Consider the following 20,421-nt stretch of genomic DNA (forward strand, 5'->3'; position numbering starts at 1 on the left):
CGAACGAAGCGCGACGTCACCCCTTGTCGGACGTGCGAGGGGCGCACGGCGCGCACCGGGATGGACTACGCGCGCTGGGCCACGGTAAGGCTTCACGGCATGGGGGAGGCAAGGAGCGACACGCGACGTGATGCGGTGGCGGTCTTACGGTGTGTGGTCTCGGCACGGGGGTGGGGTGCGCTCGTCCGGTTCCTCCGCACGGACTCCCGCCAGTTGGTGCCCGCGTTCGACCGGACCGTGCTCCCCCTCGTCGAGCGCACGGTCCACGACGGCGCCCAGCGGCGCCGGATCCACGCGACCCTGCTCGGCACCAGCATGAAGGTGGGGTTCGCCCTGTGGGGATACGCGTCCATGGCCCGCGTCCCCTTCGATGCCGAACTCACGGTCCTGGGCAGCTCGTTCACCCGCCTCTACGACGACCTCGTCGACCACGGCGACCGGCAGGACCTGGACACCGACCTGGCGGCCCTGTTCGCCGGTGCGCCCTTCCGCCCGCAGACCCGCCTGGAGGAACTGCTGCTCCTCCTGCACGACGCCATCGCCGTACGCCTGCCCCACCCGCCCGACGACCCGATCCGTCCCCTCCTGCGGGAACTCCACACCTTCCAGCTGCGCTCGCGCGCTCAGCGGGACCCGGGCCTTCCCCTGCCGGCGGTCCTGGAGATCACCAGGGGAAAGGGCGGGCTGGGCATGGTCGCCCTGCTCTCCTTGCTCCGCCCCGGGATGTCAGGGGAGGAACGCGACGTGCTCATCGAGTTGGGATATGTCTTCCAACTCCTCGACGACCTGCACGACCTCCCCCTCGACCGGGCCGACGGCATCACCACCAGCGCGACGCTGAACGCCTTCTCCCTCACCGACCTGGCCACCCGCGTCCAGGGCCTGCGCTCCAGGTTCATCGCCTGCTACGGGACCGCACGCCCCCTGACCGCCCACCTCGCCCTGACCCTCGTCGGCGTACCTCTGACGGCACGCCGACGAACCGGGCATCGCGGGCGGCCACGTCCGAGGACCGGCTCGCTGCCGCTGCTGTTCTCACGAGCCGGGAACATCCGGCCGTAAGCCTCACCCCGAACGCCGTGACGTCGGGTCAGCTCACCCGCCGCGCTCCCGCGGCCGGCACCGCCTCGAACACCCGCGGCGCGGTGAACCCGGCGGAGGCGAAGGCCTCTTCGACGGCCTTGGTGATGGTCTCGACGTCGGCCGCCTCCGCCAGCACGATCGCCGAGCCGCCGAAGCCGCCGCCCGTCATGCGGGCGCCCAGGGCGCCGCTCGCCAGGGCGGTGTCGACGACCAGGTCCAGCTCGGGGCAGGAGATGCGGAAGTCGTCCCGCAGGGAGGCGTGGCCCGCGGTCAGGACGGGGCCGATCGCCCGGGTCTCGCCCGACTCCAGCAGGGCGACGACCCGCTCGACGCGCTGGTCCTCGGTGACGACGTGGCGCACCAGGCGGACCACCTCCTCGTCGTCGCCGAGCCGCGCCAGCGCCGCGTCCAGGTCGTCGTAGGCCACGTCCCGGAGCGCGTCGACGCCGAGCAGCGCGGCGCCCTTCTCGCAGCCCGCGCGGCGCTTGCCGTACTCGCCCTCGCTGTGGGAGTGCTTGACCTGGGTGTCGACGACCAGCAGGCGCATACCCTCGGCGGCCAGGTCGAAGGGGATCTGCTTCTGGGAGAGGTCCCGGGTGTCGAGGAACAGGGCGTGGCCGGCCTCGCAGCAGGCGGACGCCGTCTGGTCCATGATCCCGACCGGAGCACCGACGTACACGTTCTCCGCGCGCTGGCACAGACGGGCCAGCTGCCAGCCCTTCTGACCGAGCTCGTAGAGGTCGTTCAGCGCGAGCGCCACGACGACCTCCAGGGCCGCCGAGGACGACAGGCCCGCGCCCGCCGGGACCGTCGAGGCCAGGTGGATGTCGGCGCCGGTCACGGCGTGCCCGGCCTGGCGCAGCGCCCAGACCACGCCCGACGGGTACGCCGTCCAGTTCCGGTCCGCCTCGGGCTCCAGCTCGTCGACGCGCAGTTCCACGACGCCGCCCTCGACGTCCGCCGAGTGCAGGCGCAGGACGTCGTCGTCGCGCCGCGAGACCGCCGCGACCGCGGTGTGCGGCAGCGCGAACGGCATGACGAAGCCGTCGTTGTAGTCGGTGTGCTCGCCGATCAGGTTGACCCGGCCCGGCGCGGCCCACACCCCTTCCGGCTCGGCCCCGTACAGCTCCCTGAACCGCTCGGCGACCGCGGCTGCCGTGTCGACGCTCATCCCTGACCCTGACCTTCCCTGCTGAACCGGCCGTGGGGGCCGGTGAGTTGACCGGCCGAACAGCCGTGGAACTTACGGCCGTCCGTACCGGCCGTAGACCTTAACCTGCGCGTCGCTGCGCGAACTCCCACGCGTCGGCGACGATGCCCGCGAGGTCCGCGCGGGACGGGTTCCAGCCGAGCCGCTCGCGGGCGGTGTCGGCGGAGGCAACCAGGACCGCCGGGTCGCCGCCCCGGCGCGGGGCGATGACCTCGGGGATCGGGTGTCCGGTGACCTGCCGGACGGTCTCGATGACCTGGCGGACGGAGAAGCCGTTGCCGTTGCCGAGGTTGCAGATGAGGTGCTCGCCGGGCCGGGCGGCCTTGACCGCCAGCAGGTGGGCCTCGGCCAGGTCGGCGACGTGGATGTAGTCGCGGACGCAGGTGCCGTCCGGCGTCGGGTAGTCGTCGCCGTAGACGGAGATCGCGTCGCGCTTGCCCTGGGCAACCTGGAGGACCAGCGGGATGAGGTGCGACTCGGGGTCGTGGCGCTCACCGCAGTCGCCGTAGGCGCCGGCGACGTTGAAGTACCTGAGCGACACGGCGCCGAGTCCGTGGGCCGCCGCCTCGCCGGTGATCATGTGGTCGACGGCGAGCTTGGAGGCGCCGTAGGGGTTGGTCGGCTGCGTGGGCGCCGACTCGACGATCGGCACCTCCTTCGGCTCGCCGTAGGTGGCCGCCGTGGAGGAGAACACGAGCTTGCGCACGCCCGCCTCGCGCATGGCGCCGATCAGCGCCATGGTGCCGCCGACGTTGTTGTCCCAGTACTTCTCGGGCTTCACGACCGACTCGCCGACCTGCGAGAACGCGGCGAAGTGCAGCACGGCGTCGAAGGAGGAGTCGAGCCACTTGGCGGCGTCGCGGATGTCGCCCTCGATGAAGGAAGCCCCGGCCGGCACGCCCTCGCGGAAGCCGGTCGAGAGGTTGTCGAGGACGACGACCTCGTCACCCGCCTCCAGCAGATGCCGGGCGACCACGCTGCCCACATAGCCGGCGCCACCGGTGACCAGGTACTTCCCACTCATGAACTCGCTACCTCTCGCAGTCGCTCGGCCGCGCGCTCCGGCGGCACGTCGTTGATGAACACGTTCATGCCGGACTCGGAACCCGCGAGAAACTTCAGCTTGCCGGAAGTGCGGCGAATGGTGAAAAGCTCAAGGTGAAGCGCGAAATCCTCCCGCACGACGCCCTCGAAGTCCTCCAGCTGCCCGAACGGCGCCTGGTGCCAGGCGGCGATGTACGGCGTCGGAGGCTCGCCTTCCCCGAAGATCCGGTCGAAGCGCCTCAAGAGTTCCAGATAAACCTTGGGGAATTCTGAGCGCGCCTCCTCGTCGAGCGCGAGCAGATCGGGCACCCGGCGCTTCGGGTACAGGTGGACCTCGTACGGCCAGTGCGCGGCGTACGGCACGAAGGCCACCCAGTGTTCACTCTCCAGGACGACCCGCTCGCCGTCGAGTTCACGCCGCAGGACGGCGTCGAAGAGGTTCTCCCCACCGGTGGCGTCCTTGTGCGCGGCGACGGAGCGCAGCATCAGGGCGGTGCGCGGGGTGGTGAAGGGGTAGGCGTAGATCTGCCCGTGCGGATGCCCCAGGGTCACCCCGATCTCGGCGCCGCGGTTCTCGAAGCAGAACACCTGCTCCACGGAGGGCAGAGATGACAGCTCGGAGGTCCGGTCGGTCCACGCGTCGAGCACGAGGCGCGCCTGCTCCTCGGTCAGGTCGGCGAAGGACGCGTTGTGGTCGGAGGTGAAGCAGACGACCTCGCAGCGCCCGGAGTCACCGGCGAGCGAGGGAAAGCGGTTCTGGAAGACGACGACGTCGTACGACGAGTCCGGGATCTCGCTCAGCCGCTCCCCGTCGGAGGGGCACAGGGGGCACTCGTCGGCCGGCGGGTGGTAGGTCCGCCCCTGCCGGTGCGAGGCGATGGCGACGGAGTCACCGAGCAACTCGTCCCGTCGGACCTCGGACGTCGTGACCGTCCGGTCCAGCGGTCGCTGGTCGACGGCGTCCCGCACGGTGTCGTCGCGCAGGTCGTAGTAGACGAGCTCACGACCGTCGGCCAGCTGGGTCGAGGTCTTCTTCACGGCGGACTCCATTCGAGCCACTCAGATCTTCCGAGACTCCTCGGAGCATCCATCAAACATAACCAAACACAGAGAAACACAACTCACCACCTGCGTCAACATCACAATCAAACAAAGAGCACCATCGGCCATGTTCAATTACTGAACACAGGGGCATAGGTTCCGCTCTGTATCGGTTCGCACAACGAAGCGAGTACATATGCAAACCCCCACACAATCCCCCACCTACCTCGCCGCCGAGCTACGGCTCCCCACGAACTGGCTCGACTACACGCTCCTCGGTATCTACTTCGTCGTCGTCCTGGGCATCGGCTTCGCCGCCCGCCGCTCGGTGAAGACCAGCCTCGACTTCTTCCTCTCCGGCCGCTCCCTCCCCGCCTGGGTCACGGGCCTGGCGTTCATCTCCGCCAACCTGGCCGCCACCGAGATCCTCGGCATGGCGGCGAACAGCGCGCAGTACGGCGCCTACACCGTGCACTGGTACTGGATCGGCGCCATCCCGGCCATGGTCTTCCTGGGCCTGGTGATGATGCCCTTCTACTACGGCAGCAAGGTCCGCTCGGTCCCCGAGTTCCTCCTCCTCCGCTTCGACAAATGGGCCCACCTGCTCAGCTCGGTCCTGTTCGCCTTCGCCGCGATCCTGATCGCCGGCGTGAACCTCTACGCCCTGGCGATCGTGGTCGAAGCCCTGCTCGGCTGGCCCCAATGGGTGGCGATCGTCGTCGCGGGCTTCTTCGTCCTGGCCTACATCACCCTCGGCGGCCTGTCCTCGGCCATCTACAACGAGGTCCTGCAGTTCTTCGTGATCCTCGCGGCCCTGATCCCGATCACCATCCTGGCCCTGAAGAAGGTGGGCGGCTGGGACGGCCTCACCGACACCCTGACCAAGTCCCACGGCGACGACTTCGTCACCGCCTGGGGCGGCACGGGCATCGGCGAGGCGAACCCCCTCGGCGCGAACTGGCTGACGATCGTCCTGGGCCTGGGCTTCGTCCTCTCCTTCGGCTACTGGACGACGAACTTCGCGGAGGTCCAGCGCGCCCTGTCCGCGAAGAACCTCTCGGCGGCCCAGCGCACTCCGCTCATCGCGGCCTTCCCCAAGATCTTCATCGTGTTCCTGGTGATGATCCCCGGCCTGGCCGCCGCCGCCCTGGTCCCCGGCTTCGGCACCGAGGAATCGGGCTACCAGTACAACGACGCCATCCCCTACCTCATGGAGGGCCTGCTCCCCAACGGCGTCCTGGGCATCGCGGTGACCGGTCTCCTGGCCGCCTTCATGGCGGGCATGGCGGCGAACGTCTCGTCCTTCAACACGGTGTTCACCACGGACATCTGGGCGAAGTACGTGGTGACGGACCGCGAGGACGCCTACTACGTCCGCTTCGGCCGCCTGATCACCGCCATCGGAGTGCTGGCGTCGATCGGCACGGCGTTCCTGGCCTCGTCCTTCTCCAACATCATGAGCTACCTCCAGACCCTGTTCTCCTTCTTCAACGTGCCGATGTTCGTGGTCTTCATCGTCGGCATGTTCTGGAAGCGGGCGTCGATGAAGTCGGGCTTCTGGGGTCTCCTGGCAGGCACGACAGCAGCGATGATCAACTACTTCGTCTTCTACAAACAGGACATCATCAGCATCCCCTCCGACCAGGGCGCGAACTTCGTCTCCGCGATCGCGGGCTTCGTGGCCGGCGCGGTCGTCATGGTGGCCGTCTCCCTCTTCACGGCTCCCAAGCCGGCGGAAGAGCTCCAGGGCCTGGTCTACGGCACCCGCTCCCCCGGCATGGCCGAGCCGCCGGCCGAGGGCGACGACGCGTGGTACCGCAAGCCGGCGTTGCTGGGCTGGGGCGCGGTGGTACTGGCGGCGGCCTGCTACATCCCGTTCTCGTTCTCGTTCTGACGCCGGAGGTCACACCCCATGACAGACCACTCGAACCCCTCCGACCGCCCCCACCGCCCCGGCTACTCCGAGAAGGACGTCCAGCGCGAAGTCACCGACCTGGAAGGGAAGTCCGCGACAGCCGCGCGGCTCTTCGACATCCGGCGCATCATCGGCGGCCTCTTCGTGATCTACGGCGTCATCGTCACGATCACCGGGCTCACGGACGACGACGCCGCGATCGACAAAGCCGAGGGCGTCAACATCAACCTCTGGACCGGCCTCGGCATGCTCCTCCTCGGCCTCTTCTTCCTGACCTGGCTGAAACTACGCCCCACGGCCCCGCCTCCCCCGGACGACGACCCGACCCCGTAACGCCCCCCGGCCGCGCCTTCCTCGCCCCCGCCGCCCCTACCCATCCCATCCCCAGGGGCTCCGCCCCTTCCACCCCGCCAGGGGGCTCCGCCCCCTGCACCCCCATCGGCCTGAACGGCCTCGTCCTCAAACGCCGGACGGGCTGAAGATGCCCGCACCGGCGCCGAAAAACGGCCGCCAAAACACCCGCGAGGCGAAGCCCGCTGTGGGTGGGGCGCTGGGCGGGCTGACACGATCCGGGTCGGCACCGCAGAGCGAGCCGTATGCGCGTACCCCCGTGGCGCGGCAGCCGCGTACGGCGGTGAGGGGACGCGTCGGGGGGTGTCCGCCCGCAGAGTCCGGTGTCAAGAAACGGCACCTCCCGCGCAAGGCCCACCACCGGACCGAGGACGGACACCCCCCGACGCGTCCCCGACCCACAACGAACCCGCACGCGCTACGCAAACCCCCACACACCGCAACGGGCCGCCGCAGGCACCTCAGGGGCGCGGGGCTGTGTCGAATGTGCGGCTACCGCCGCGTGGGCGCGACCAGCCCCACCCACCGAAACAGGCCGCCGCAGGCACCCCGCCGGGATCACCCCGACCCCGCCCGGTCCAACAACCCCGTACGCGCCGCCAACGCCGCCGCCTCAAGTCTCGAACCGACGCCCAGCTTCATCAGCACCCGCTGGACATGCGTACGCGCAGTCGACGGCGCGATGCCCATCCCCGCCGCGATCAGCCGAGTGTCCTCACCCTCGGCGACGCGCACCAGGACCTCGACCTCCCGAGGGGTGAGCATCTGGAGCAACCGCTGCCCCTCGTCGTCCGGTTGGGCCACCGGGTTGAGCAATTCGCTGAACGCACCCTGCAGAAGCGAAGGCGCCACCGCCGCCTCCCCCGCCCGCGCCTTCATGATCGCCCGCTCGACGCCCTCTATCCGTTCGTCATGGCGGACATAGCCGGAGGCCCCGGCCGCGAACGCCGCCGCTATCCCCCGCGGACTCGGCACCGGCCCCAACACCAGCACAGCCACCTGCGGCCGCTCCCGCTTGATCTTCACCACCGGATCGAACATCCCCGGCTCCGCAGGCGTAGCCGTCCCCAGCAGGCACACCTCCGGCGCCCGCGTGATCACCAGCTCCGCCGCCCCCGCGGCGGGCGCCGCCGCGGCCAGCACCCGGTGCCCCCTCAGCTTCAGCGCCGAGGCCAACGCCTCGGCGAGCAATCGGTGGTCGTCGACCACCATGAGCCGCACTCCCATCGAGCAACCCCCCAGTCACCCCAACCCAGTCCCCTCCGCACGGACAGAAGGAGCCCCCTCCCAGCTCCCCCGCCCTTCATGCCCCCGGAAGCTACACGCTTGTTCGACGTTGCGCTCCCCCTACCGGTGAGAAGTGCCCCGGAACGACGGATTTTCTGGCTTTCCCCGCATTCGAGGACGATGAGACGGTACGCGAACGGCCCCGCTCCTGAACAGGAACGGGGCCGCGCTCACGACCGGTGAAACCGCCGGGGACCCGGACGAACTCAGCCCTGTGCGCCGAAAGCGATCACATGGACCTTCTTGGTGTCCGTACTCGTCAACTCACTCGCGTACACGGCGGACATGTACAGATGTCCCTGCGAGTAGATGATCTCGGAGTACTGCGGAGACAGCCGCGTCTCCACATCCCGCACCGACCTCGACGCCGGGTTCTCCAGCAGCTTCGTCTCCTTGAAGCTGCCCCCGTCGATGCTGACGATCTGCCCGCCCTTGTCGTACGGCGGCCGCTTGTACGCGATCACGTTGCCGCCGTCCATCCGCAACGGCGTGATCGTGTACCGGTCACCCGCGTCCGCACGCTGCCCGGTCTGCTTGCCGGTGGCCAGGTCGAAGGCGACGATCTCGTTGGTCTGGCCGTACGAGCCGTTGCTGCCGTCGTGCTGCTTGGTCTCCACATAGAGCCGGTCGTTGCCCACCACGACGCCCTTGCACTGCTCGATCGTGGTGACGCCGGAGCAGCGGGCCTCGAACTGGTCGGCCGGCACGGAGATGCGGATGCGCAGCTTGCCGGTCTTGTTGTCGATCGAGAAGACGTCCGAGAGGCCGATGGAATCCGTGTCCCCGACCTCCGCGGCCACGACGAGCGGCTCGGTGGAAATCACACTGGCGTACTCGACGCCCTCGGCCATCTTGTACTCGGAGATCACCCCGCCGGACTTCGGGTCGATGGTCAGGATGTGCAGCTGAGGCTGGTCGTAGGAGCCGCACTTGCGGACCGTGACCAGCTTCTCGCCGCCGGCGTACCCGAGGTCGTAGCAGCCGTCGTCGGCCTTCGGTACCCACAGCTGCTTGCCGGACTCGATGTCGAACGCGGTGCCGCCGCTGGTGCCGCCGGCCGCGACCGTGCCGCCGCTGACGGTGAGGTTGTCGAAGCGCATCGGTGAGCCGTCCACCTCGGCGCTCTTCGTCCACAGCTTCTTGCCGGCGTCGAGGTCGATCGCCGCGACCTCGCTGCAGCCGTACGAGGGCCTGTCCTTGGTCGGCTTCGCGGGCTGGAAGGCGACGGCCGTCAGGTTGTCCTCGTTGACGTGCTTGCTGGCCTGGCACACCGGGCCCGGCAGCGGGATGGTCCAGAGCTTGGTGCCCTTGTCGGGGTCGTAGCCGACGATCTCGGAGACGCCGCTCTTGACGTACGCCTTGTCGGTCAGCCACGAGCCGGACACGACGACGCTGGTGTCGTCCTGGACCTTGGGCGCGGGCACCTGGAAGAGGACCGAGGAGTTGGTGTCGGAGGGCACCTTCTCGGTGCCGTCGGGGGTGTCGGCGCCGCCGCCACCCTCGTTGTCCCCGCCGCCGGTGCCGCCGCTGGAGCCTGCGGTGTCGTCCTTGCCGCCCTTGTCACCGGACTGGGCGTACCACACGCCACCGCCGATGATCAGCGCGATCACCACGACGGCCGCGGCCACGATGACGGCCAGCCGCGAGCTGGACCTGCCACCGCCGCCACCGGGCCCCGTGGCCTGCGGGTGCATCGGCACGGTCTGCTGCGGATAGCCGTAGCCGGGCGGCTGCGGCTGACCGTACGGGGCCTGCGGCTGACCGTACGGGGCCTGCGGCTGGCCGTAAGGGGCCGGCTGCTGGCCGTACGGATTCTGCGGCTGCCCGTACGGAGCGGGCGGCTGCTGGCCGGGGTAGCCGTACCCGCCGCCCGGAGGGGTCTGCGGGGCTTGGGGTGCCTGGGGGTAGCCGTACCCGGACGGCGGGCCCTGCGGGGGCGGCGCCTGGGGCGGGCCCTGGGGCGGCGGCGGGGTCTGGGGCGCGCCGAAGCCGCCGCCCCCCGGCTGCTGGGGCGGCTGGTCCTGCGGCGGGCCGAACCCGCCCTGCGGGGGCTGGTTCGGCGGCGGAGGCGGCGGCTGGGTCATGGCGTGGGTACCTCAGGGGAGGGGGACGAAAGGGGCGACGGCGAAGGGGATTTCCGGCGCGCGCCTCACTTGCCGAAGGCGAGGATCAGCTTCTCCTCGGAGGCGTCGTTGCCGGTCAGCCGGGTGCTGGAGAGGTAGAAGCGCCCGTCGGCCCAGTCGAAGGCCTTCGTGAAGAAGCCTCGCTCCACGTCCCCGGCGCTCGCCGGGTTCTGCAGCAGCTTCGTCGGCTGGGGGTTGCTGCCGCCGACCGGGATGGACACGACCTGGCCGCCCTCGTCGTACGACGGCTCGACGTAGGCGATGAGCTTGCCGTCCTCGACCTTGATCGGCAGCATCGACTCCTCCGCCGGGGACTTCACACGCCACTTCTGCTTGCCGTTGGCGAGGTTGATCGCGACGATCTCGTTGGCGCCGGTCGTGGCCTTGGTCGGCATGTAGAGCGTGTCGGCGTCGGCGGCCACACCGGTGCAGCCCTGGAGGTCACGCTGGAGGATGGCCCAGCCGCACTGGGCGCCGATCTCCAGGGGGACGTCGACCTGCGAGCGGCGCTTGCCGTCGGCCCCGAAGGTGGAGATGTTCCACTGCTTCTTGTCCTCGTTGGTGCTGTAGATGACCAGCGGGTCGACGGAGAAGACGCGCGAGACCTTCCAGCCCGTGGCGAACTCCCAGGTCCACTTGGCCTTGCCGGTCGCCGGGTCGAGCTCCTGCACCTCGTCGTGCTCGTTGCTGCGGCTGGCGTTGCAGCCCGCCACGGCGATCAGCTTCTCGCCGCCCGCGAAGGAGTCCGGGAAGCACGCGTCGCCGTACCTCTTCTTGTCCCACAGCTTTTCGCCGCTGTTGACGTCGTACGCGGTGCCGGACTGGGAGCGGCCCACGACCAGCGTCTTTCCGGTGATGGACAGCTCGACGTCGAGCGTGCTGTCGAACAGCGCGCCGTTGGCGACCGAGGCCTTCCAGCCCTTGGCACCGGTGTTGAGGTCGATCTGCTGGAGCTGGTTGCACTTGGCGCGGTCGCTGCTGCCGCTCATGTACGCCACGACGATCTTGTCGTCGGACGACTTCTCCGGGGTGACCGAGCAGATCTTCTCCGGGAAGGAGATCGGATCCCAAGCGGCCTCGCCGTCACCGACGTTGTAGGCGAACACCTGCTTGTACGCCGCCTTTACGGCGGCCTTGTCGGTGATCCACATGCCGGGCGCGTCGGCACCGGAACCGGGCGCGTCGGGCGCCGGCTTGTACCAGAGCACCTTCGAATCGCCGGCCTCACGGCCCCCGTTGAGGTTCTCCGGGTCGGCGCCGCCACCACCGTTGTCGGGGTCGTCGGTCGGGGACTCGGAGCCCTTCGGGTCGCCGCTCTCCTGGGCGATCGGCTTCTTCGGGTCGTCGTCGCCGCTGGTCACCGCGAACACGACACCGCCGATGACGACCAGCGCCGCGACCGCCGCACCGATGGCGAGGGCGGGCTTGCCCTTGAAGGGGTTGCGCGAGCCGGGCTGCGGGGCGCCGGGCGCGCCCGGGTACTGCGGCTGGGCCGGGTAGCCGTAACCCTGGGCGGGCTGCTGGCCGTAGGGGCCGGGCTGCTGCGGATAGCCGTACGGTCCCGGCTGCTGCTGCGGCTGGCCGTACGGGCCGGGCGGGTAGGCGTCCGGCTGGGCCGGCGGGGCCGGCTGCTGCGGGTAGCCGTAACCGGGCTGCGGGGCGGCGGGCGGCGGGCCCTGCGGGGGCGGCGGCGTCTGGGGCGGGCCCTGCGGCGGCGGGGGCGGGCTCTGCGGTGCGCCGAAGCCCCCCTGCCGCGGATCCTGCGGTGCGCCGAAGCCGCCCTGGGGCGGCTGGTTGGGCGGCTGGCTCATGAGCGGTTCCCCCTCGTGACCGGTGTGGTGCCACGTCCTGTGCCGTTGCGTTTCCGCCACACCAGCAGTTCTCAGACTGTTCTCAAGCGGCCTTTCTATCACTCACCCCCGACACCCCACCGGCCCCCATCCACCCCTGTTCCCAAGGGAGAACCGCCCCGTGATGCCCTCGTTATGCGCCTTCACACCCCCTTCACCAGGGGCGCGCAGCGCCCCGGTGAAGGGGCGCGGGGCTGTATCGATGTGCGGCTCCGCCGCGTGGGCGCGACCAGCCACGACGGCGCCGCGGCCGCCGACGCACACACACCCCCGCGGCGGAACCGCAAATCGGCTCAACCAGCGGAGCCCCTACGCGTCCTCCGCAAGTTCCAGCCAGCGCAGCTCCAGCTCGTCCCGCTGGCCGGCCAAGTCGCGCAGTTCCGCGTCGAGTTCGGCGACCTTGCCGAAGTCGGTGGCGTTCTCGGCGATCTGCGCGTGCAGCTTGGTCTCCTTCTCGGAGAGCTTGTCGAGCTGCCGCTCGATCTTCTGCAACTCCTTCTTCGCGGCACGCACATCCGCGGCGCTCTTCTCCGGTACGACCTTCTGCGCGGCCGGAGCGGACGCCGCCGCGGAGGCGGCGACCTGGGCCTCCATCCGGTGGCGGCGCTCCAGGTACTCGTCGATGCCGCGCGGCAGCATCCGCAGGGTGGCGTCGCCGAGCAGGGCGAACACCCGGTCCGTGGTGCGCTCGATGAAGAACCGGTCGTGGGAGATGACGATCATCGAGCCGGGCCAGCCGTCGAGGACGTCCTCCAGCTGGGTGAGGGTCTCGATGTCGAGGTCGTTGGTGGGCTCGTCGAGGAAGAGGACGTTGGGCTCGTCCATCAGGAGCCGGAGGATCTGGAGCCGGCGCCGCTCACCACCCGAGAGGTCCCCGACCGGCGTCCACTGCTTCTCCTTGCCGAACCCGAACGTCTCGCACAGCTGACCGGCGGTCATCTCGCGCCCCTTGCCCAGGTCGACGCGCTCGCGGACCGCCTGGACGGCTTCCAGCACCCGCCAGTTCGGGTCGAGTTCGTCGACCTCCTGGGAGAGGTAGGCGAGCTTGACGGTCTTTCCGACGGCGATCCGCCCGCCGGCCGGCTGCGTCTCGCCCTCCGTCCGGGCCGCCTCGGCCATCGCCCGCAGCAGGGACGTCTTGCCGGCTCCGTTGACCCCGACGAGACCGATCCGGTCGCCGGGGCCGAGCTGCCAGGTCACATGCTTGAGCAGCACCTTGGGCCCGGCCTGGACGGTGATGTCCTCCAGGTCGAAGACGGTCTTCCCGAGCCGGGACGAGGCGAACTTCATCAGCTCGCTGCTGTCCCGGGGCGGCGGCACGTCGGCGATGAGCTCGTTGGCGGCCTCGACCCGGAAGCGCGGCTTGGACGTCCGCGCGGGGGCGCCGCGCCGCAGCCAGGCCAGCTCCTTGCGGACGAGGTTCTGCCGCTTGACCTCCTCGGTGGCGGCGATGCGCTCGCGCTCGGCGCGGGCGAAGACGTAGTCCGAGTAGCCGCCCTCGTACTCGTAGACGTCACCGCGCTGCACGTCCCACATGCGCGTGCAGACCTGGTCGAGGAACCAGCGGTCGTGGGTGACGCACACGAGCCCCGAGCGCCGCTCGCGCAGGTGCTGGGCGAGCCAGGCGATGCCCTCGACGTCGAGGTGGTTGGTGGGCTCGTCGAGGACGATCAGGTCCTGCTCCTCGATGAGGAGCTTGGCGAGCGCGATCCGCCGCCGTTCGCCACCGGACAGCGGGCCGATGACGGTGTCGAGGCCCTGCGGGAACCCGGGCAGGTCGAGACCGCCGAAGAGCCCGGTCAGCACGTCCCTGACCTTGGCGTTGCCGGCCCACTCGTGGTCGGCCATGTCCCGGATGACCTCGTGCCGGACGGTCGCCTCGGGGTCGAGCGAGTCGTGCTGGGTGAGCACGCCGAGCCGGAGCCCGCCGGAGTGCGTGACCCGGCCGGTGTCGGCCTCCTCCAGCTTGGCGAGCATGCGGATCAGGGTCGTCTTGCCGTCGCCGTTGCGCCCGACGACGCCGATGCGGTCCCCCTCGGAGACGCCGAGCGACACACCGTCGAGCAGGGCACGGGTGCCGTACACCTTGCTGACGTTCTCGACATTGACCAGATTGACGGCCATTTCTCTCCTGCCCAGGGGGACGATCGACCCTCCAGGGTAGTCGCGCCGACCGACAGCCCCGTCCGCAGGGATTCCCGGACACGGGTGCGCCCCGGGGATCCCCTGTCGTCCCCGGGGTGCGTCGGCGTGCTCGACGTCAGCGGCGGGCGGCCGCCGCACGGACCTCGGCGAGGAGGTCGTACATGACCTGGCCGGGGCACTCGGTGGCGAAGTAGTCGCGGTGGCCGCCGACGGTGTGGGTGTCCTTCTTCGTGCCGTTGACCGGGTTGGTGTACGTGACCTGGGCCTGCGGGTCCAGGCCCTTGAACCGGGCTATGACCTTGATCAGGCGGATCAGGGAGGCCTTGGCCGCGTCCGTGGGGGCCTGCTGGTCGAGGTTGCCGATCAGGGCGATGCCGAGGGCGCCGGAGTTGTAGCCCACGGAGTGGAAGCCGGTGACGAGGTCGCCGTCGGGGTTGAAGGCGGGGATGCCGTCGTCGCCGGAGTAGCGGCCCTCGTAGACGGCGCCGGCCTCGTCGATGAGGAAGTGGTAGCCGATGTCGCCCCAGTCGTTGGTGATCGCGTGGTACTCGTAGATCGCGCGTACCGTCGCGGCCGGGTCGGGGTCGTCGTTCGGCGTCGCGGTGTGGTGGACCGTGATGATCTGGAACGGGTAGTACGTCTCCGGCGAGTTGACCGAGCCGTCCGCCTTGAACCGCTTGGACTCGTCGGCGCCCCAGGCCGCGCGCGAGAGGTAGCCGACGCCACGCACCCGGGTGGGCTCGCTCGGCACCTGGACGGTGCGGTTCGGGCCGTCGGTGGTGTCGATCGCCAGCGAGTGCACGCCGTCGATGCCGCTGGGGGCCTTCACCTCGTACGCGGTGGCGTTGCCGGCCGCGACCAGGGCGGTGCCGCCGTTCTCGACCGTCGCGCAGCCGCTCGTCAGGTTCTGCCAGCCACCGTCCGCGAGCCGGATGGCGGCGCCCTCCTCGGCGCCGGACCAGCGCACCCCGACATAGGAGGCAGCGAAGGCGGTGGTGGCCGCGCCGGTGCCGGTGGCGGCCTCGGTCCGGGTGGCGGGGAACTTCTCCGGCGTCGTACCGGAATCACCGGAGCCGGACGCGGAGTTGTCCGTCTCGCCGGAGTCGGTGGCCGCGAACACCATGGGCGTGACCGCGGCTCCGGCGGCCACCGCGCCGCCCACGGCGATCATGCCGCGGCGGGACAGGGAGCGCTTTCTACGGTGAGACGGCTGGGCGGGGGTGGGGGATTCGGACACGGAAGTGTCCCCTTCCAGAAGTGCACTTGACGGGGAAGCGCCGGGCACACGGAGGTCAGCCGGGGGGCCGCTGACGGGTGGCGACGCTTGAAACGTCAAATGACCCTAGCCGCCCCAACCGCCTCACACGTACTGCGTTGGCAGTACCTTCGTGTGAAGATCGGGCAAAGAACCCGTACTTGTGAGTAGGGCGTCACGCTCCGCTGACCCGCACGACCGTGGCGCCCGGCGCGGGCCCGGACGCCGTGCGGACCGCGCGACAGGTGCCGGACGACCGCAGGGTCTCGGCCACCTCCGCCGCCGACTCGGGGTCGCGGGCGAGAAACGCCGTCGTCGGGCCCGAGCCGGAGACCAGGGCGGTGAGCGCACCGGCGGCGCGGCCGGCGGCGAGGGTGTCGGCGAGTTCCGGGAAGAGGGAGAGCGCGGCGGGCTGGAGGTCGTTGGAGACGGCGGCGGCGAGCGCGTCCGGGTCGCCCTTCGCGAGGGCGTCGAGCAGCGGCTGGGAGGCGACGGGCTCGGGGATGCCGGTGCCCTCGCCGAGCCGGTCGAACTCACGGAAGACGGCGGGGGTGGACAGGCCCCGGTCGGCCATGGCGAAGACCCAGTGGAAGTCGCCGCCCACGTCGAGCGTACGGAGCCGCTCGCCCCGCCCGGTGCCGAGGGCCGCGCCGCCGACCAGGCTGAACGGCACGTCGCTGCCCAACTCGGCGCAGATGTCGAGGAGTTCCTCGCGGGAGGCGTGCGTGCCCCACAGCGCGTCGCAGGCGAGGAGCGCGCCCGCGCCGTCCGCGCTGCCGCCGGCCATGCCGCCGGCGACCGGGATGTCCTTGGCGATGTGGAGGTGCACGGCCGGGTCGATGCCATGGCGCTCGGCGAGGGCGATCGCCGCCCGCGCCGCCAGGTTCGTACGGTCGAGCGGCACCTGGCCGGCGTCCGGCCCCTCGCACGTCACGCGCAGTTCGTCGGCCGGGGTCACCGTGACCTCGTCGTACAGGCCCACGGCGAGAAAGACATTGGCCAGGTCATGGAACCCGTCGGGACGGGCGGCGCCCACCGCGAGCTGGACGTTGACCTTGGCGGGGACGCGGACGGCGACGCTCGCGCTCACTTACTCGGACTCCTTGTGCTCGGCGATGCGCGCGAACTCCTCGACCGTCAGGGCCTCGCCGCGTGCCTGCGGCGAGACGCCGGCCGCGACGAGGGCCGCCTCGGCGGCAGCCGCCGAACCCGCCCATCCGGCGAGTGCGGCGCGCAGCGTCTTGCGGCGCTGGGCGAAGGCCGCGTCGATGACGGCGAAGACCTCGCGCCGGGAGGCGGTGGTCTTGAGCGGCTCGGTGCGCCGGGTCAGGGAGACCAGTCCGCTGTCGACGTTCGGGGCGGGCCAGAAGACGGTGCGCCCGATGGCACCGGCCCGCTTGACGTCGGCGTACCAGTTGGCCTTCACGGACGGCACGCCGTACACCTTGGAGCCGGGCGGGGCGGCCAGCCGGTCGGCGACCTCCGACTGCACCATGACGAGGGTGCGTTCGATGCTCGGGAAGGTTTCGAGCATGTGGAGGAGGACGGGGACGGCGACGTTGTAGGGCAGGTTGGCGACGAGGGCCGTGGGCGGCGGGCCCGGGAGTGCGGCGACCTGCATCGCGTCGGAGTGCACCAGCGCGAACCGGTCGGCGCGCTCCGGCATACGGGCCGCGATGGTCGCGGGAAGCGCGGCGGCCAGGACGTCGTCGATCTCGACGGCGGTGACGCGGTCGGCCACCTCCAGCAGGGCGAGTGTGAGGGAGCCGAGTCCCGGGCCGACCTCCACCACCACGTCGTCGGGGCGGACCTCCGCGGTGCGGACGATACGGCGGACCGTGTTCGCGTCGATCACGAAGTTCTGGCCGCGCTGCTTGGTGGGACGCACGCCGAGGGCGGCCGCGAGTTCACGGACGTCGGCGGGGCCCAGGAGGGCGTCGGGGGTGGGGCTGCTCACCCGACAAGGGTACGGGGCGCCACCGGGCGCGATCGTCCGCCCGTGGCCGGCCCTCAACCGTGCAACCGCTCCCCGCAGTGCGGCCAGGGACTCGCCCCCTGGCGCACGTAGAGCTTCTTCGCCCGCATCGTCTGTTCCCCGGCCGGCGCGTCCTGCGGGCGCCCCTTCCCGCCGAGGTTGCGCCAGGTCTGGGTGTCGAACTGGTACAGCCCGCCGTACGTCCCCGACGAGTCCACCGCGTCCGGCCGCCCCCCGGACTCGCATGCCGCGAGGCCCTGCCAGTTCAGGCCCCCCGCGGCGCGCACGGACGTCGGCAGCGGTTTGGTCCCGACCTTCACGACCTGTGTCTGCGGCTCGCGCACCACCTCGGACCTGAGGCGCCGCGGCTTCTGCTTGACGCCGTTGACCGTGCGCAGTGAGTACGTGATCCGCCGCAGCCCCAGCTGCCCCGCCCGCTCGACGACCTCCGTGCCCTTGAACACCGAGGGATCCTCGATCCGCTGCACGGCGAACTGGATCGCCTCGTCGTGGATCTCCTTCCGGCCGGTGATCCGCAGGACCGTGACCGTTTGTCCGTCGCGCGGGAAGCTGTCCAGCGGGACGGAGGTGGTGTCCTGGCCGCGCAGTGTGATGCCGGCCTGCTCCACGACCTCGCCCACGGTCGCGGCGTTCGTGCGGATGGTGCGCGCCCGGCCGTCCGCCATGATCGTCACGGCGCGCTCGGTACGCACATCCAGCGCGAGCCCCGCACGCCCGATGCGCCGGGAGCGCGACGTCGAGACATACGCCCCCTCCGCACGCACCCCGATCTGCCGGAGCGCCGCCTCCACCGTGCGTTCCGTCGTCCATACTTCGCGCCGCCGGCCGTCGAGGGTGAGCCGCACGGGGCGTCCGTAGCGCACCGCCACCTTGTCACCGCTGGTGAGCGCGTCGTCGGGAGCGGGCGCCACGACGTCGTGCGCGCCCACCTCGACGCCCTCCTCCTCCAGGAGTTCGGTCACGTCGTCCGCGAAGGTGTGCAGGGTGCGCGGCTTGCCGTCGACGCTCAGCTCGATCGCCTTGTCCTTGGCGACGAAGGCGCTCGTCCCGCCCGCGAGGAACGCGACGACCAGCGCCTGCGGGACGAGGCGGCGCATGGGCCCCTCCCCCCGCTCGGTGAGCCGCGCCCTGCGCCGGTGCGCGGCGCGACGGCCGCTGCGGGGGCGCGGAACAGGCTCGTACGCCGTCTCGGACGCCTCATATGCGGGCTGGTACGTGTCGTCGTGCGGGCCGTAGGCGTCGCGCCCCCCGTATCCCTCGTAGCCCCCGTAGCCGTCGTCCCCGCCGGGCCCCTCGTATGCGGGTGCGTAGGTGTCCGTCCGCGTCTGGTACGCCGTCGGCACCCCGTACGCCAGCGCCTGAGCGCTGTGCGGGTCGAAGCCGCCGTATCCCGGGGGCACGTGGGCCGGGCGCGGGCCATACGTCTCGAACTGCGCGTTGCTCACGACGACACGCTCCAGCGGATGGGTCCGTTTCGGGCCCCCAGAACCTAGCGGAGCGGTGATTACTCTCCAAAGCGACGCGGCTACGTACAGTCGCGACGAATCCGACGGGACCCCTACGAGCGTTATGCGGCGGTTATCCGTCAGTAGCCGAAGGCATGTGCCGTGTTCGTCCCGAGGGCCGTCGCCAGCGCGTCCTCGTCGATGCCCCGCACGGCGGCCATGGCGCGCACCGTGATCGGAATGAGATAAGGGGCGTTGGGCCGTCCGCGGTACGGCACCGGCGTGAGGAAGGGCGCGTCGGTCTCCACGAGGAGCAGCTCCAGCGGGGCCACCGCCACCGCGTCCCGCAGATTCCCGGCGTTCTTGAAGGTGACGTTGCCGGCGAAGGACATGTAGTAGCCGGCGCCGGCACACACCTCCGCCATCTCCGCGTCCCCGGAGTAACAGTGGAAGACGGTCCGCTCGGGCGCGCCCTCCTCCTTCAGGATGCGCAACACGTCCGCGTGGGCGTCCCGGTCGTGGATCACCAGGGCCTTGCCGTGCCGCTTGGCGATCTCGATGTGGGCGCGGAAGGACGCCTCCTGTGCCTCCTTGCCCTCCGGCCCGGTGCGGAAGTAGTCGAGGCCGGTCTCGCCGACGCCCCGGACCTGCTCCAGCGCGGCCAGCCGGTCGATCTCGGCGAGCGCCTCGTCGAGTGCCCGCGCCCCGCCCGGCTCCCGGGCCCCCTGCCGTGACCAGCCGTCGGGGTCCCCGTGCACGATGCGCGGCGCCTCGTTCGGGTGCAGGGCGACGGTCGCGTGCACGGCGTCGTACCGCGCCGCCGTCTCGGCCGCCCACTGGGAGCCGCGTACGTCGCAGCCCACCTGCACGACCGTGGTCACCCCGACCGACGCCGCCTTGGCCAGACCCTCCTCCACCGTGCCGGACTGCATGTCGAGGTGGGTGTGCGAGTCGGCGACCGGCACCCGGAGCGGTTCCGGGAGCGGCGGGGCGGCGTGCTTGTCGGCGGCGTTCGAAGGCATGCCCCGATCCTACGAAAGGAGCATGCCTTCGAACGGGGCGGCCTTCTCGGCCGGCGCTCGGCTCAGCTCGCCTTGCGGTGGAAGACGTGCAGGAGATCGGACAGATGCCAGTGGTGGTGCGGCTCGGCGGTCGGCGACTCCGGGTCCGACCCCGGCTCCGCCGTCGACTGGCCCGGGATCGGGCGCGGGCGGTGCAGGGAGTTCTGCACCGAGGACACCTGGCCGGGGCGCATGATCCGTACGATTTGGCCGTCGCAGTTCTGACATGTGGGGCGGCTCAGCGGGGAGGGAACCACCTGACCGTCCGCCACGTACATGACGAACTCGTGGCCGTCACCGTCTATGTGGTGCTCTATCTCGTACGACTGCTCCCAGCCATGCCCGCAGCGCATGCAGGCGAACGAATACGACTCGTGGACGACGGCGGTCGCGGCGCTGCGAAGGCCCGTGGTCGGCTGTGCGATCTCACTCATGCCAGCTCCTGTGGTCCGCTGGTGGGACGGGTTGCGTCCCACGACCCAGTGGACTCCTCCGCAGGAGCGAACGCACGTCATCTGTCCAGTGTTGGGGGCGACTTGGACGTTCCTTGCCGAAAGGCCCGGGTCCCTTTACCCCCGCATGGGGCGCACGCTCATGCGATATACGCCCTGCTCA

The 20,421-nt window shown here is 70.8% G+C and carries 16 protein-coding genes; 3 read left to right on the top strand and 13 right to left on the bottom strand.

Annotated features, from left to right (window positions below; genetic code table 11):
• Positions 1 to 135: 135 nt before the first annotated feature.
• On the top strand, positions 136 to 1,062 hold the full coding sequence (locus ABIE67_RS19875) for a hypothetical protein (protein WP_370259172.1): 927 nt from the start codon (positions 136 to 138) through the stop codon (positions 1,060 to 1,062).
• A gap of 28 nt (positions 1,063 to 1,090) precedes the next feature.
• On the opposite strand, the gene galK is transcribed toward ABIE67_RS19875, so the two are convergent.
• The 3 genes from galK to galT form a co-directional block, all read right to left on the bottom strand.
• Positions 1,091 to 2,254 carry a galactokinase gene (gene galK / locus ABIE67_RS19880; RefSeq protein WP_370259173.1) on the bottom strand — a complete coding sequence of 388 codons (1,164 nt, stop codon included), beginning with the start codon at positions 2,252 to 2,254 and terminating at the stop codon, positions 1,091 to 1,093.
• A gap of 100 nt (positions 2,255 to 2,354) precedes the next feature.
• On the bottom strand, positions 2,355 to 3,317 hold the full coding sequence (gene galE / locus ABIE67_RS19885; RefSeq protein WP_370259174.1) for a UDP-glucose 4-epimerase GalE: 963 nt from the start codon (positions 3,315 to 3,317) through the stop codon (positions 2,355 to 2,357).
• Positions 3,314 to 4,375, bottom strand: coding sequence for a galactose-1-phosphate uridylyltransferase (gene galT, locus ABIE67_RS19890; RefSeq protein WP_370259175.1), 1,062 nt, complete (start codon positions 4,373 to 4,375; stop codon positions 3,314 to 3,316). The genes galE and galT overlap by 4 nt, the downstream gene beginning before the upstream one ends.
• Positions 4,376 to 4,574: 199 nt before the next feature.
• On the opposite strand from galT, the gene ABIE67_RS19895 reads away from it, so the two are divergent.
• Together ABIE67_RS19895 and ABIE67_RS19900 are read left to right on the top strand one after the other, a co-directional pair.
• Positions 4,575 to 6,272 (top strand): sodium:solute symporter family protein, encoded by a 1,698-nt coding sequence (locus ABIE67_RS19895; protein ID WP_370259177.1) that lies wholly within the window; start codon positions 4,575 to 4,577, stop codon positions 6,270 to 6,272.
• Between the two features lie 18 nt (positions 6,273 to 6,290).
• The gene (locus ABIE67_RS19900) at positions 6,291 to 6,626 is read left to right on the top strand and encodes a hypothetical protein (protein WP_370259180.1); all 336 of its coding nucleotides are present in this window, start codon (positions 6,291 to 6,293) and stop codon (positions 6,624 to 6,626) included.
• Between the two features lie 576 nt (positions 6,627 to 7,202).
• Here ABIE67_RS19900 and ABIE67_RS19905 read toward each other — a convergent pair.
• The 10 genes from ABIE67_RS19905 to ABIE67_RS19950 all read right to left on the bottom strand — a co-directional run bounded on the left by ABIE67_RS19905 (position 7,203) and on the right by ABIE67_RS19950 (position 20,240).
• A complete protein-coding gene (locus ABIE67_RS19905; RefSeq protein WP_370259181.1) occupies positions 7,203 to 7,871 on the bottom strand; it encodes a LuxR C-terminal-related transcriptional regulator in 669 nt (222 codons plus the stop codon).
• A gap of 266 nt (positions 7,872 to 8,137) precedes the next feature.
• Positions 8,138 to 10,015: a PQQ-binding-like beta-propeller repeat protein gene (locus ABIE67_RS19910; RefSeq protein ID WP_370259182.1), complete on the bottom strand. Its 1,878-nt coding sequence runs from the start codon at positions 10,013 to 10,015 to the stop codon at positions 8,138 to 8,140.
• Between the two features lie 65 nt (positions 10,016 to 10,080).
• The gene (locus ABIE67_RS19915) at positions 10,081 to 11,865 is read right to left on the bottom strand and encodes a PQQ-binding-like beta-propeller repeat protein (protein ID WP_370259183.1); all 1,785 of its coding nucleotides are present in this window, start codon (positions 11,863 to 11,865) and stop codon (positions 10,081 to 10,083) included.
• A 348-nt stretch (positions 11,866 to 12,213) separates the two neighbouring features.
• On the bottom strand, positions 12,214 to 14,028 hold the full coding sequence (locus tag ABIE67_RS19920; protein ID WP_370259184.1) for an ABC-F family ATP-binding cassette domain-containing protein: 1,815 nt from the start codon (positions 14,026 to 14,028) through the stop codon (positions 12,214 to 12,216).
• A 136-nt stretch (positions 14,029 to 14,164) separates the two neighbouring features.
• A complete protein-coding gene (locus ABIE67_RS19925) occupies positions 14,165 to 15,286 on the bottom strand; it encodes an N-acetylmuramoyl-L-alanine amidase (RefSeq protein ID WP_370259185.1) in 1,122 nt (373 codons plus the stop codon).
• A 193-nt stretch (positions 15,287 to 15,479) separates the two neighbouring features.
• Positions 15,480 to 16,394, bottom strand: a complete 915-nt coding sequence (locus ABIE67_RS19930; RefSeq protein ID WP_370259186.1) for a 4-(cytidine 5'-diphospho)-2-C-methyl-D-erythritol kinase — start codon at positions 16,392 to 16,394, stop codon at positions 15,480 to 15,482.
• Positions 16,395 to 17,261, bottom strand: a complete 867-nt coding sequence (gene rsmA / locus ABIE67_RS19935; RefSeq protein ID WP_370259187.1) for a 16S rRNA (adenine(1518)-N(6)/adenine(1519)-N(6))-dimethyltransferase RsmA — start codon at positions 17,259 to 17,261, stop codon at positions 16,395 to 16,397.
• 53 nt (positions 17,262 to 17,314) lie between these two features.
• Positions 17,315 to 18,745 (bottom strand): ubiquitin-like domain-containing protein, encoded by a 1,431-nt coding sequence (locus ABIE67_RS19940; RefSeq protein ID WP_370259188.1) that lies wholly within the window; start codon positions 18,743 to 18,745, stop codon positions 17,315 to 17,317.
• A 140-nt stretch (positions 18,746 to 18,885) separates the two neighbouring features.
• Positions 18,886 to 19,767 (bottom strand): TatD family hydrolase, encoded by an 882-nt coding sequence (locus ABIE67_RS19945; RefSeq protein ID WP_370259189.1) that lies wholly within the window; start codon positions 19,765 to 19,767, stop codon positions 18,886 to 18,888.
• A 62-nt stretch (positions 19,768 to 19,829) separates the two neighbouring features.
• Entirely contained in the window at positions 19,830 to 20,240 is a 411-nt protein-coding gene (locus tag ABIE67_RS19950) for a hypothetical protein (RefSeq protein ID WP_370259190.1), read from the bottom strand.
• Positions 20,241 to 20,421 lie beyond the last annotated feature (181 nt).

This window comes from Streptomyces sp. V4I8 (genome assembly GCF_041261225.1).
In the GTDB taxonomy this organism is placed as follows: domain Bacteria; phylum Actinomycetota; class Actinomycetes; order Streptomycetales; family Streptomycetaceae; genus Streptomyces.

Bases quoted from the DNA above. Each gene is read 5' to 3' on its own strand.
- ABIE67_RS19950 (WP_370259190.1), bottom strand. From the start codon at position 20,240: ATGAGTGAGATCGCACAGCCGACCACGGGCCTTCGCAGCGCCGCGACC.
- galE (WP_370259174.1), bottom strand. From the start codon at position 3,317: ATGAGTGGGAAGTACCTGGTCACCGGTGGCGCCGGCTATGTGGGCAGC.
- ABIE67_RS19915 (WP_370259183.1), bottom strand. From the start codon at position 11,865: ATGAGCCAGCCGCCCAACCAGCCGCCCCAGGGCGGCTTCGGCGCACCG.
- ABIE67_RS19920 (WP_370259184.1), bottom strand. From the start codon at position 14,028: ATGGCCGTCAATCTGGTCAATGTCGAGAACGTCAGCAAGGTGTACGGC.
- ABIE67_RS19895 (WP_370259177.1), top strand. From the start codon at position 4,575: ATGCAAACCCCCACACAATCCCCCACCTACCTCGCCGCCGAGCTACGG.
- ABIE67_RS19905 (WP_370259181.1), bottom strand. From the start codon at position 7,871: ATGGGAGTGCGGCTCATGGTGGTCGACGACCACCGATTGCTCGCCGAG.
- ABIE67_RS19910 (WP_370259182.1), bottom strand. From the start codon at position 10,015: ATGACCCAGCCGCCGCCTCCGCCGCCGAACCAGCCCCCGCAGGGCGGG.
- galK (WP_370259173.1), bottom strand. From the start codon at position 2,254: ATGAGCGTCGACACGGCAGCCGCGGTCGCCGAGCGGTTCAGGGAGCTG.
- ABIE67_RS19900 (WP_370259180.1), top strand. From the start codon at position 6,291: ATGACAGACCACTCGAACCCCTCCGACCGCCCCCACCGCCCCGGCTAC.
- ABIE67_RS19945 (WP_370259189.1), bottom strand. From the start codon at position 19,767: ATGCCTTCGAACGCCGCCGACAAGCACGCCGCCCCGCCGCTCCCGGAA.